Annotated in this window: 11 protein-coding genes and 1 tRNA gene; 5 read left to right on the forward strand and 7 right to left on the reverse strand. The window is 52.7% G+C overall.

Annotated features, from left to right (window positions below):
• Positions 1–15 precede the first annotated feature (15 nt).
• From arsC to arsR, 4 genes are read right to left on the reverse strand one after another with little or no spacing between them, the layout of a single operon-like run.
• Positions 16–441: a glutaredoxin-dependent arsenate reductase gene (gene arsC / locus QQZ17_RS01435; RefSeq protein WP_152402209.1), complete on the reverse strand. Its 426-nt coding sequence runs from the start codon at positions 439–441 to the stop codon at positions 16–18.
• A 12-nt stretch (positions 442–453) separates the two neighbouring features.
• Positions 454–1,743: an arsenite efflux transporter membrane subunit ArsB gene (gene arsB, locus QQZ17_RS01440; protein ID WP_152402207.1), complete on the reverse strand. Its 1,290-nt coding sequence runs from the start codon at positions 1,741–1,743 to the stop codon at positions 454–456.
• A gap of 45 nt (positions 1,744–1,788) precedes the next feature.
• The gene (gene arsD / locus QQZ17_RS01445; protein ID WP_152402206.1) at positions 1,789–2,472 is read right to left on the reverse strand and encodes an arsenite efflux transporter metallochaperone ArsD; all 684 of its coding nucleotides are present in this window, start codon (positions 2,470–2,472) and stop codon (positions 1,789–1,791) included.
• A gap of 47 nt (positions 2,473–2,519) precedes the next feature.
• Complete coding sequence (gene arsR / locus QQZ17_RS01450) at positions 2,520–2,873, reverse strand: As(III)-sensing metalloregulatory transcriptional repressor ArsR (protein WP_152402204.1); 354 nt, start codon at positions 2,871–2,873, stop codon at positions 2,520–2,522.
• A gap of 415 nt (positions 2,874–3,288) precedes the next feature.
• On the opposite strand from arsR, the gene QQZ17_RS01460 reads away from it, so the two are divergent.
• Positions 3,289–4,041, forward strand: a complete 753-nt coding sequence (locus QQZ17_RS01460) for a hypothetical protein (RefSeq protein ID WP_152402202.1) — start codon at positions 3,289–3,291, stop codon at positions 4,039–4,041.
• 396 nt (positions 4,042–4,437) lie between these two features.
• Here the strand turns inward: QQZ17_RS01460 and QQZ17_RS01465 are convergent.
• Together QQZ17_RS01465 and actS are read right to left on the reverse strand one after the other, a co-directional pair.
• A tRNA-Gly gene (locus tag QQZ17_RS01465) sits at positions 4,438–4,511 on the reverse strand.
• Positions 4,512–4,590: 79 nt separating this feature from the next.
• Positions 4,591–5,340, reverse strand: a complete 750-nt coding sequence (gene actS, locus QQZ17_RS01470) for an amidase activator ActS (protein WP_152402200.1) — start codon at positions 5,338–5,340, stop codon at positions 4,591–4,593.
• Positions 5,341–5,661: 321 nt separating this feature from the next.
• Between actS and xdhA the strand changes: the two genes are divergently transcribed.
• The 3 genes from xdhA to xdhC are packed head-to-tail and all read left to right on the forward strand — an operon-like array spanning position 5,662 to position 9,324.
• Entirely contained in the window at positions 5,662–7,959 is a 2,298-nt protein-coding gene (xdhA, locus tag QQZ17_RS01475) for a xanthine dehydrogenase molybdenum-binding subunit XdhA (RefSeq protein WP_152402199.1), read from the forward strand.
• Between the two features lie 10 nt (positions 7,960–7,969).
• The gene (gene xdhB / locus QQZ17_RS01480; protein ID WP_152402197.1) at positions 7,970–8,845 is read left to right on the forward strand and encodes a xanthine dehydrogenase FAD-binding subunit XdhB; all 876 of its coding nucleotides are present in this window, start codon (positions 7,970–7,972) and stop codon (positions 8,843–8,845) included.
• Positions 8,845–9,324, forward strand: coding sequence for a xanthine dehydrogenase iron sulfur-binding subunit XdhC (gene xdhC / locus QQZ17_RS01485; RefSeq protein ID WP_152402195.1), 480 nt, complete (start codon positions 8,845–8,847; stop codon positions 9,322–9,324). Before xdhB ends, xdhC begins: the two co-directional genes overlap by 1 nt.
• Before the next feature lie 65 nt (positions 9,325–9,389).
• Here xdhC and QQZ17_RS01490 read toward each other — a convergent pair whose 3' ends face one another.
• The gene (locus QQZ17_RS01490) at positions 9,390–11,168 is read right to left on the reverse strand and encodes a sigma-54 interaction domain-containing protein (protein ID WP_152402193.1); all 1,779 of its coding nucleotides are present in this window, start codon (positions 11,166–11,168) and stop codon (positions 9,390–9,392) included.
• A 467-nt stretch (positions 11,169–11,635) separates the two neighbouring features.
• Between QQZ17_RS01490 and ygeW the strand changes: the two genes are divergently transcribed.
• Positions 11,636–12,823: a knotted carbamoyltransferase YgeW gene (gene ygeW, locus QQZ17_RS01495; RefSeq protein ID WP_152402191.1), complete on the forward strand. Its 1,188-nt coding sequence runs from the start codon at positions 11,636–11,638 to the stop codon at positions 12,821–12,823.
• Positions 12,824–12,876 lie beyond the last annotated feature (53 nt).

Genomic DNA, 12,876 nt, shown 5'->3' on the forward strand with positions numbered 1-12,876 from the left:
CCTCCCCCCTGATGTTTACTTCACTCTTTGACCTGCATCATTAACCACTTTCTCGCCATCTTCTTTCGCGAACGCGCCTTTTTGCGCATCAGGGAGAATATCCAACACCACCTCTGAAGGACGGCACAGACGCGTTCCCAGCGGCGTCACCACAATCGGACGGTTAATCAGGATCGGATGCTGAAGCATAAAGTCGATTAACTGCTCGTCAGTAAAGTTATCTTCCGCAAGCCCCAGTTCTTCGTAAGGCTCAACGTTTTTACGCAGCAAGGCCCGGACTGAAATGCCCATATCTGCAATGAGTTTGACCAGCTCATCGCGTGACGGTGGATTCTCAAGGTAATGAATAATCGTCGGCTCAGTACCACTGTTGCGGATCATCTCCAGCGTATTACGCGACGTACCGCAGGCTGGGTTGTGATAAATAGTGATGTTGCTCATATCAGTATCTCATTACAAAGTGAAAGAGAGGCGTAGCGCCAGCACGGCCAGCGTTACAAACAGCACGGGCAGCGTCATGATAATCCCGGTGCGGAAATAATACCCCCAGGTGATGGTCATGTTCTTCTGTGAAAGGACATGCAGCCAGAGCAGCGTTGCCAGACTACCAATAGGGGTAATTTTCGGCCCCAGGTCGCAGCCAATCACGTTGGCGTAAATCATCGCCTCTTTGATTACGCCGGTTGCGGTACTGCCATCAATCGAGAGCGCGCCAACCAGCACGGTAGGCATGTTGTTCATGATGGAAGAGAGGAAAGCCGTCAGGAAGCCCGTACCCAACGTCGCGGCCCAAAGTCCTTTATCTGCCAGCACGTTCAGCACAGCGGAGAGATATTCCGTTAGCCCGGCGTTGCGCAGACCGTAGACCACCAGATACATCCCCAGCGAGAAGATGACGATTTGCCAGGGCGCACCGCGCAGCACTTTACCGGTATTAATGGCATGGCCTCGTTTCGCCACCGCAAACAGGATGACAGCCCCTACAGCCGCAATGGCGCTGACCGGAATACCGAGCGGCTCAATGACGAAAAAGCCAACCAGCAGAAGAATCAACACTATCCAGCCGGTTCTGAACGTTGCCAGATCTTTAATCGCATTCGCCGGTGCTTTCAGAAGGGCTAAATCGTAAGTCGGCGGAATATCTTTGCGGAAGAACAGATGCAGCATCACCAGTGTGGCGATAATGGCGGCGATATCCACCGGCACCATCACCGACGCATACTCAGTAAACCCCAGTCCGAAGAAATCAGCAGAAACGATATTCACCAGGTTTGACACGATAAGCGGCAGACTGGCCGTATCGGCAATAAACCCGGCAGCCATGACAAATGCCAGCGTAGTGCCTTTACTGAAACCTAATGCCAGCAGCATGGCGATAACAATCGGCGTCAGAATAAGCGCTGCGCCATCGTTAGCAAACAGCGCCGCGACCGCTGCGCCAAGCAGAACGATATACGTAAAGAGCAAACGGCCACGACCGTTACCCCAGCGTGAAACGTGCAGTGCCGCCCATTCGAAAAAGCCGGATTCATCCAGAAGCAGACTGATGATAATCACGGCAATAAACGTTGCGGTAGCGTTCCAGACGATATTCCATACCACCGGAATATCGCCCATGTGTACAACGCCCGAGATTAACGCCAGCACCGCGCCCAACATCGCACTCCAGCCGATCCCTACTCCCTTCGGCTGCCAGATAACCAAAACGAGGGTCAGGACAAAAATAGCGCCTGCCAGTAACATACATCCTCCTGACAGGGCGACTCTGCCGCCCTGTATACACTAGAATTAACCCGCCAGCGCTCTGAGTTTTTCGATGCCAGTAGGTTCTGTCGCCAGTACCGGTACTAACGCGATGCGGTTAGCATGCTGATTCTTCACGGCATCAATCTGAGACAACTCTTGCCGGGCACGCTGGCAAAGCAGCGGTGAACGCGTCTGCGCAATAGCAAGGCTGTTATTGATTATCCAGCCCCAGGGGTGGATCCCCGCGCGTTCCAGATCGGCCTGCAAATTTGCCGCTTCCAGCACAGGTGTGGTTTCAGGCAGAGTGACAAGCAGAACGTTGGTACGTTCCGGATCCTGAAGCTGCATCATCGGGGTGGTAAAATGACCCTTGTCGCCCATTTTCTTAGCAATCTCACGGTGATAAGCCCCGGTTGCATCCAGCGGAATACCGAACCAACGAGCCAGCTCAGCGCGTTTTGGGTATCGCCCCGCCATCACCGTTTCACCGTCCAGCAACAGCAGCGGAAGCCCTTCTGCTCCAGATGCGTCGAGGAATGCTTTCGCCTTCTCGTTCTGAACAAAGCTCATGGGCTGCTGCGCCAGGTTGTAACGTTCAACCTGCACGCCACGCCCTTTCAACCACTGCACATCCGCAGAAAAATCGACCAGAACCTGATCGACATCGGAACCACAAACGCCGGTACTGCAGCACATCGCCGGTTCAAACACCGTTAACGCCTTCATCTTTAACACCTCACATTCGATAAAGCATATATGTACAGGCAAATTTTTTAGATACAAACAGCTTTACCGCTACCAGAGCAGTTAGCCGATGCCAGCTTACGGGCGATGGCCTGCACGTCGTCCTGTTGGCTTAGCCAGCCCTGCTCAATCACCTGCGCAGCCCAGGAAGGAATATGCGGTGATAAGCGGTAATGAACCCATTTACCCTGCTTGCGATCCAGCAATAATCCACTTTCCCGAAGCATTGCCAGGTGCCGGGAGATCTTGGGCTGGGACTGTTCCAGCGCCGTGCAGAGATCGCACACGCACAGTTCCCCCATCTCCCTGAGCAGCAACACGATGCCCAGACGAGTTTCATCGGAGAGGTTTTTGAAGAGTTGTATTGATGATAATTGCGGCATAAGCCCTCCTGCTTCTGTCTGGCAGTCTCTCTCTGCAACCATAAAATGTCAAAATTATATTTGAATTTTCATATATGAAATGAGAGATGATTGAATACGCCGCCACACCGTTGGCTGGCCTTACGGATCTTTTCCGCTGCACTCGTGCTTCTGTCTTTAAGAGAACAGCAAACAACTCCGTCGGTTGATATTGTTGACGGGACGGGTCCGATATAAGCAAAAGCTTCCTGACGCATTCCGGTGGCAATGCACAATGCTTTTACTCGTTGTTCAAACAGGGTTCGAAGGGACTTTTTCATCGCTGAATTTGCGCAGATGACCACTAAAGAGCCACTCACTTATCGTGATATTACGAATCAAACGTTTATTATGTTGTTAGAAACACCGCATGGGTGGATTTCGAGGAAAGAACAACATGTTTAAAGAGCAGATTAGAAAAACAGGCTTTATGTGCAAGGCAGCGTTAGGCACTTTACTCATCACAGCGTCAACATCATCCTACGCAACCGAAAGCATTGATCAACTGGCTACACGTATCGGAATGGATCACTTCCGTGAAGCAATAAAAAAGGGCGACCGCAACGCCTACAAAACCCTACCGGCAAAAGGCTATAAAAACGGTTTAACCGGATTATTGGTTAAAACGAATACTTACGTTAATCCCGAATACAGCTTTGCCGATTGCGACACGGACACGGTGATAGTTTCTGTTCAGGAAAACAAAACGTTGCCCGGTTGCCGAATCTCATTAAAGCTCGCAACCAAAGACGCAGATGGCAGTTATCACGATAATGGCATTCGCATCGAATACGGTATTGCTACTGGCTCCAAAAAGTTTATCGCCAACAATTCAGCGTGGGCGCAACATGCCATTAGTGGTGATAAAGTGCTTGAAGGTGCCCTCTACCCGGATAAAGCGAGTAGCGACAAAGATCAAATGTGCATGGGTATGGCCCAATTTACCGCAAACGTAACCGAGGGCCGAAACGGAGGAATGACCAAAGGAGAATATTATCAGCGTCTCGATAATATGAATGGCAAGTCCGAAGTCACTCCCCAGATGATTACGCTCTATAAGACTTTCGTTGACTACGTATATGAACACCCGAAACAGGACGCTCAGGTTTCAGCGAAATTCATTTACACTAACTGTATGAATAACTTTTAATTCTTTGTTGATACAATAGTGTGACGATAGTTGCTCTGAAAATATCGTATTCACGCGGTAACAGCTGCCACTCGCTTCTTCTCCATAATCGTTCCACGGGCTTGTACACCGGCAGATCGCCGGTGTCGTTCAGCGCACCCGCTTTGTTGCGTCTTGTCATGTGCCATAGATCTTCATTATTTGTTCGGCCGAAACGGCGCATCGGGGCAAAAGTTGTCACACCAGAAATGCTGCAGGCAAAATGGCTGTAGCTGACTGAAAGTATTCCCCATCCATACCCCCACATAGAGCTTGACCCTGAGGGAGTACAATTGCGTTCAATAGACTAATAGAATGCAATAACTGCTGATTTATCAAGGGAAAATTGAGTTTGGTAGACTTCAGGAGACTTGAGTCTGGAGCGGGCGAAGGGAATCGAACCCTCGTATAGAGCTTGGGAAGCTCTCGTTCTACCATTGAACTACGCCCGCTTTGGTGTGCGTAAGGCATTATAAACCTTACGCTCTTGTTGGCAAGGGACAGGCCTGCTGACTGGCGATTAATTCGCCGTCAGCATTTTGGTTTGCTGCCCTGCGGTGGCAGGTAACGCTGCGGATCGATGGCCGTCGCACGATAGCGAATCTGGAAATGCAACCGCACCGAGGCCGCATCAGTACTGCCCATCGTGGCAATTTTCTGTCCGGCCTTCACGCTTTGCCCGTTATTCACCAGCATCGTGTCATTGTGCGCGTAGGCAGTAATGTAATCTTCACTGTGTTTGATCATGATGAGATTACCGTAGCCGCGCAGTTGGTTGCCCACGTAGACCACCTTCCCTGCCCCGGCAGCGTAAACAGGCGTACCACGGGCAGCGGAAATGTCGATCCCCTTGTTGCCACCTTCCGCCGTGGAGTAAGGCAGGATCACCTTACCGCTGGCAGGCCATTGCCAGCAACGTTGTCCCACCGGAGGCCAGGACGATTGCGGCACAGAAGAGGACGGTCTGACCGCTGCCGTTTTGGTGGACGATTTTTTAGTGGATTTCGCTGAGGCCGTTTTCGAACCACCGAGCTTCAGCTTTTGCCCCACCTCAATGGTATACGGCGGAGAAATGCCGTTCAGACGCGCAAGATCTTTGACGCTGGTGCCGGTAGTGCGTGAAATACGGTAAAGCGTATCCCCCCGTTTAACGGTATAAACGGCGCCAGCCCCGGATCCAGAATTAGACGATTTGCTCCCCGAGCAGCCTGCGATCAGCAATCCTGCACAAAGCAGCATGGCAATACCCAGGCTATTTTTCTTCAGGCGTCCTGCGCTCAAAACCGTTCCTCGCAACATTCACAGACGCCATATGATAGCAGTCATAATCCGGATGCCAAATTTATTGAGTCGGTAAGTATCATCACAGACTGCCAGATAAACGCTATCACTGCCACTTACCGTGTATCACAATGAGTTGATTAAACTCATAATGATACGCAAGACATCCGTTTTTCCCGGTCTGTTATCCCCTTTATCAGGTCATATTATTATCTCCGTCACACTTCCCGTCTCCCACCGTTCGACTTTGCGCTTCTGGCGTAATTCTTGCCTGATTTAACGGTTGTTCAGGAACCGAATAGTCAAATCAAGGGGACGTTTATGGATGCGCGGGAAGCAACCGCTACCGGTGAGTCATGTATGCGCGTGGATGCCATTGCTAAAGTGACCGGGCGGGCTCGATATACTGATGATTACATGATGGCGGGTATGTGTTATGCCAAATACGTTCGCAGCCCGATTGCCCACGGTTACGCCACCAGCATCGACTGTGACGAGGCGAAAACCCTGCCCGGGGTGTTGGCCGTGTTTACCTGGGAAGATGTACCTGATATTCCATTCGCCACGGCAGGACACGCCTGGACGTTGGATGAGAACAAACGCGACACCGCCGACCGTTTACTGCTGACCCGTCACGTACGCCATCATGGCGATGCGGTCGCGATTGTCGTGGCAAGAGACGAGTTAACCGCGGAGAAAGCCGCCCTGCGGGTGAAGGTGGAATGGGAAAAACTCCCGGTGATTACTACGCCAGAGGCCGCTCTGACGCAGGAGGCAGTCCCCATTCACCCCGGCGGTAATCTGCTCAATCGCAGTGAAATGACTACGGGGAATGTGCAGCAGGCCATTGATGCCGCAGATTATCAACTCCAGGGACATTACCAGACCCCAGTCATTCAACACTGCCATATGGAAAGCGTCACCTCATTTGCCTGGATGGAAGATGACTCGCGTATTTCCATCGTCTCCAGCACGCAGATTCCTCACATTGTACGGCGGGTTGTGGGTCAGGCGCTGGATATTCCCTGGTCATGCGTGCGGGTCATCAAACCGTACGTCGGCGGCGGATTTGGCAACAAACAGGATGTGCTGGAAGAGCCAATGGCCGCGTTCCTGACCCGTAAACTGGGCGGTATTCCGGTGAAAGTTTCGCTGAGTCGCGAAGAGTGTTTTCTCGCTTCCCGGACCCGCCATGCGTTCACGATTGATGGACAGATGGGACTCAATCGCGACGGCACGTTGAAAGGCTATCGTCTGGATGTCCTGTCAAATACCGGCGCCTATGCCTCGCACGGACATTCAATCGCCTCGGCGGGCGGCAACAAAGTGGCCTGGCTCTATCCCCGTAGCGCGTATGCTTACCGTTCCACCACCTGCTATACCAATCTCCCTTCCGCTGGCGCGATGCGCGGCTACGGCGCGCCGCAGGTGATCTTTGCCGTGGAATCGATGCTGGATGACGCCGCGACGGCGCTGGGTCTCGACCCGCTCGAGGTTCGGTTGCGTAATGCGGCCTGCGAAGGCGACAAGAACCCGATTACCGGCAAACGCATCTACAGCGCGGGACTCCCGGAGTGTCTGCAAAAAGGCCGCGCGCTGTTTGAATGGGATGCCCGTCGTGCTGAATGTCAGCACCAGCAGGGCAATATCCGCCGGGGTGTCGGCGTCGCCTGCTTTAGCTACACCTCCAACACCTGGCCGGTCGGCGTGGAAATCGCCGGTGCCCGTCTGCTTATGAATCAGGATGGCACGATCAACGTTCAGAGCGGTGCCACAGAAATCGGTCAGGGGGCGGATACCGTCTTCTCACAGATGGTAGCGGAAACCCTCGGCGTGCCGGTCAGCGATGTACACGTCATTTCGACCCAGGATACCGATATTACCCCGTTCGACCCCGGCGCATTTGCCTCTCGCCAAAGCTATGTCGCCGCACCGGCACTGCGCAAAGCGGCAATGCAACTGCGCGATAAAATCCTCCATCACGCTGCCGACATGCTGCATCAGTCCGTCATGAACCTGACGCTGACGGCAGGTAGCATCGTCCTTATCGATCGCCCGGACTCTCCGTTGCTGTCATTAAAAGACCTGGCAATGGATGCGTTTTATCACCCGGAACGCGGTGGCCAACTGTCAGCGGAATGTTCCGTGAAAACAACCACCAACCCACCGGCGTTTGGCTGCACGTTTGTCGATCTGAGCGTCGATATCGCCCTGTGCAAGGTCACTATCAACCGCATCCTCAATGTCCACGATTCCGGCCATATTCTGAATCCACAACTGGCGGAAGGACAGGTGCACGGCGGGATGGGGATGGGCATTGGCTGGTCGCTGTTTGAAGAGATGATCATCGATGCGGAAAGTGGCCTGGTGCGAAACCCCAATCTCCTCGATTACAAAATGCCAACCATGCCCGACCTGCCGCAACTGGAAAGCGCATTCGTTGAAACCCAGGAGCCGCAATCGGCGTATGGGCATAAATCCCTCGGCGAGCCGCCCATTATCCCGGTGGCTGCAGCCATTCGTAACGCCGTGAAAATGGCCACCGGCGTTGCGATTAATACGCTGCCCCTGACGCCAAAACGGTTGTATGCGGAGTTCCACCAGGCTGGCTTGATTTGAGGATAAGACCATGTTTGACTTTGCTTCTTACCATCGCGCGTCAGGCATTGCCGAGGCTATCAGCCTGTTGGCGCGCTATCCACAGGCGAAACTGCTCGCCGGTGGAACCGACGTCCTGATCCAACTTCATCATCATAATGCGCGTTACCGCCATATCGTTGACATCCATGATCTGCCCGAGCTCCAGGGAATGACGTTGACGAAGGAGGAGGGGTTGCGCGTCGGTTCCGCCACCACTTTTAGCGAGATTATCGAGCACCCCATTACGCAACGATATCTGCCAGCCCTGTGCGCTGCTGCCGCCTCTATCGCCGGACCGCAAATCCGTAATGTCGCCACCTACGGCGGGAATATCTGCAACGGCGCAACCAGCGCAGACTCGGCGACGCCAACGCTGATTTATGACGCCACGCTTGAGATAGCCTCGCCGAAAGGGGTGCGTTTTACCAGCATCAACGGTTTTCACACCGGCCCCGGAAAAGTCGCTCTTGAGCAAGATGAAATCCTTGTCGCCTTTCATTTTCCCCCGCAGCCCAGGGCCGATACCGGCAGCGCGCATTTTAAATACGCCATGCGTGATGCGATGGACATTTCGACCATTGGCTGCGCGGCACGATGCCAACTGGATAACGGCGGTATTAAAGAACTTCGCCTGGCGTTCGGCGTTGCGGCTCCCACGCCAGTTCGCTGTCAGCATGCGGAGAGCGCGGCGCAAAATGCGCCATTGACCCTGCAAACGCTGGACGCGATCGCTGAATCCGTTCTGCAAGACGTCGCCCCGCGCTCTTCCTGGCGGGCCAGTAAGGAATTTCGTCTGCATCTCATCCAGACGATGACCCGGAAAGTTGTAACTGAAGCCGTTGTCGCGGCGGGAGGAAAGCTGTAATGAATGACACTAACCGAATCACGCTGGAATGCGTCATCAATGGTCACCCTTTTCAGCTCAGCATTCTGGCGGGAATGCCGCTCTCTGAACTCCTGCGCGAACAAGGGTTGCTGAGCGTCAAACAGGGATGCTGTGTCGGTGAATGCGGTGCCTGTACGGTTCTGGTTGACGGTACGGCCATTGACAGTTGCCTGTATCTTGCCGCGTGGGCAGCAGGAAAAGATATCCGCACACTGGAAGGCGAATCGGCTGGCGGTCAACTTTCACGTGTCCAGATGGCTTATGCCACATCCGGCGCCGTACAGTGCGGCTTTTGTACGCCAGGTTTGATTATGGCGACCACCGCAATGCTGGCAAAGCCGCGGGAACAGCCGTTGACCATTCTGGAGATCCGTCGCGGACTGGCGGGAAATCTGTGCCGCTGCACCGGATATCAGATGATTGTCGATACCGTACAGCGCTGCACCGGACCAGAATAAATAATAGACGCCGCCTCTTTCAGATTGCCTCCGGGATGGAGGCATTCACACGTTTGCGTGCCGAGTTAAACGTTCAACAGCTCGTACTTTTTAATCTTGCGATAGAGCGTCGCAATCCCGATGCCTAACTCATCCGCCACCTGCTTTTTGTTGGCGTGGCGGGACAGCGCTTCGCGGATCATCTGCTTTTCCATCTCTTCCAGCGCGGTTCCACCAGTGTCATCGGACAGCAGCTGCGCCATGTGAGCCACCGCACCAACCGATTCCGGCGCTTTACCGTTGTTGATGAGATTTGGCGGTAAGAGCGTACTGTCTATCACCTCACCCGAAGGAACCACGTTGACCAGATACTCCATCAGGTTGCTGAGCTCGCGCAGGTTGCCCGGCCATTGATGGTGCCTGAGCAGGGTTACCACATCCGGTGCAATACCCGGGTAGACCAACCCTAAGCGGCGAGTATGCAGATGCAGAAAATAGTGCACCAGCAGTTCAATATCGTCCTGTCGCTCACGTAGCGGCGGCAGGGTCAGTGGGATAACGTTCAGTCGATAGAACAGGTCTTCGCGGAATTTACCTTCAGCGATAAACTGCCCGAGGTTCTGATTGGTGGCTGAAATAATGCGGATATCGACCTGAACCGGGCTGCTCGCCCCCAGCGGCAACACCTCTCTCGCTTCAATTGCCCTGAGCAGTTTAGCCTGTAGCATCAATGGCATATCGCCAATTTCATCGAGAAACAGCGTTCCACTGTTCGCCGCCTGAATCAGGCCGGTTTTCCCATTGGCGGAAGCGCCGGTGAATGCGCCTTTGACATAGCCGAACAGTTCACTTTCCAGCAACGGTTCCGGTATCGCAGCGCAGTTGATGGCGATAAACGGTTTATTGCGTCGTTCACTCAGTTTATGAATGGCGCGCGCGACCACCTCTTTCCCGGTGCCGCTTTCCCCCACAATCATGATGCTGGACGGACTGGGTGCAATGCGACTAATCAGTCGCTTAAGCTGGCGCATGACCCGACATTCACCAACCAGTTGCTCAATATGCGGCTCATCGGTGGCAATCGACACAGAGGAACTGGTATGCGACTGATGGAAGGCCATCAGGAATAACTGCCGCCCCTGAACATGATGCAACTGACCAATAATCAGTTCACTTTTATCATCCCAGGAGACGATATGCTGCATATGCCCGTGGGTGAAATTACTTTCAAACGTTAATGGCCGGAACCTGACCGACTTTCCCATCATATTATTCTGCGCCGCACCGAGAATTTTTAACGCGGTTTGATTCGCGAACTGTACGCGGTTATCTTCATCAATGACTAACACACCTTGATCCATATTCTCGATCATTGTCGAAAATATTTTACTGATGTTGTCACTCCCACTCTGGTCTTCGAGAAGTTTTGAAACAAAAATGGTGGATATATGGCGAACATAATCTGAAAACTCGCGCAGGTTGTCATTGATATGTTCCTGCTGTTCATGCGTTACGGCAATCAAACTGATCACGCCTACACAGCGGTCCTGTAGAATGACCGGCGTTCCCAGAAAAGCTTTCTCACGACAGTTCTCCTTGCTATCGCAATCTTCGCACAACGGATCAAAGCGGGAATGCGTCACAACCTTTTCTTTTTTACTTTCCAGTACATAGCGTAACAGTCTGGAGTTACCGCTCAACGGGCGTCCGAGGTATTTACCGTAGGCGCCGGTACCTGCGACGCGGCAGAGGTTGTCGTCGACGATCTCAACTTCGAGTTGCAAAACGCTGGCAAGCATTCTGGCGAAACGCTGAATGGTCGGTTGAATCTGCATCAAAACGGACTGCGTTGTTGCAAGCACCATAGTCTTACCTTCCGGAATCACTTAAATGATTGATCATTGAAGACATTGATGGTTCGTAGAATATAAGGATACTAACTCAGACAAATTTTGCTTTGATAAAAACACAGGCTCTTTATCATTTTATAATGAAAATATGCAAGAGAAATCACATTTCCATATCAATATGAGAATCAGCGGAGTGAGTTTATCAAACTGACGGTATTTACACCCCTTCCGGGTATTATTCCGCCAGTAATTTCATTGACAGATTGCGATATTTATTAAGCCAAACGTTTTCGTATATTCATGACGAATTACAGATAGCTTTATTCTGTGATCGAAACCACATATTGCCGGATGAATTTCTGTTTATCCGCCGCCGGATTCATTTTGGCACGCTTATTGTTAGTCCCTGGTATATCGGTGATGCCGCTTGTCATTACCGCGAATAAGCCACCTTGCCGTCATTCCACTACCAGGATCTTACAATGAAAACTGTTAATGAGCTGATAAAGGATATCAATTCGCTGACCTCACACCTTCACGAGAAGGATTTTTTGCTTACGTGGGAACAGACGCCGGATGAACTGAAACAAGTCCTGGACGTCGCTGCCGCGCTGAAAATGCTGCGTGCCGAAAATATCGCGACCAAAGTCTTCAATAGTGGATTAGGAATTTCCGTCTTCCGCGATAACTCCACCCGTACCCGCTTCTCCTATGCCTCCGCCCTTAACCTGCTCGGTCTGGCTCAGCAGGATCTGGACGAAGGGAAATCACAAATCGCGCACGGCGAAACCGTCCGCGAAACGGCCAACATGATCTCCTTCTGCGCCGATGCCATTGGTATTCGCGACGACATGTATCTTGGTGCGGGCAACGCCTATATGCGTGAAGTCGGCGCCGCGCTTGATGACGGCTATAAACAGGGCGTACTCCCGCAGCGTCCGGCGTTAGTTAACCTGCAATGCGATATTGACCATCCGACACAGGCGATGGCAGATCTGGCCTGGCTGCGTGAGCACTTCGGCTCTCTGGAAAACCTCAAAGGCAAAAAAATCGCCATGACCTGGGCCTACTCACCCAGTTACGGCAAACCCCTCTCCGTGCCGCAGGGCATTATCGGTCTGATGACCCGCTTTGGTATGGACGTCACCCTGGCGCATCCGGAAGGTTATGACCTGATTCCGGACGTGATTGACGTGGCGAAAAACAACGCGAACGCGTCCGGCGGCAGTTTCCGTCAGGTCACCAGCATGGAAGAAGCCTTCAAAGATGCCGACATCGTCTATCCGAAGTCATGGGCACCTTACAAAGTGATGGAAGAGCGTACTGAACTTCTGCGGGCTAACGATCATGCGGCCCTGAAAGCGTTGGAAAGACAGTGCCTTGAACAGAACGCGAAGCATAAAAACTGGCACTGCACTGAAGAAATGATGCAACTCACCCGCGACGGCGAAGCGCTGTATATGCACTGCCTGCCAGCGGATATCAGCGGCGTCTCTTGCAAAGAAGGCGAAGTCACCGACGCCGTATTCGAAAAATACCGCATCGCGACTTACAAAGAAGCCAGTTGGAAGCCCTACATCATCGCCGCGATGATCCTCTCCCGCAAATATCCGAAGCCAGGCGTACTGCTGGAACAACTGTTGAAAGAAGCGCAACCGCGCGTGAAATAACCCCCTGAGCCGACCTGCCGGTCGGCTCTCCTTTCCGGAGGCCAAAAGGATAG

The organism is Citrobacter sp. T1.2D-1 (assembly GCF_950098555.1).
Taxonomy (GTDB): domain Bacteria; phylum Pseudomonadota; class Gammaproteobacteria; order Enterobacterales; family Enterobacteriaceae; genus Citrobacter_A; species Citrobacter_A telavivensis.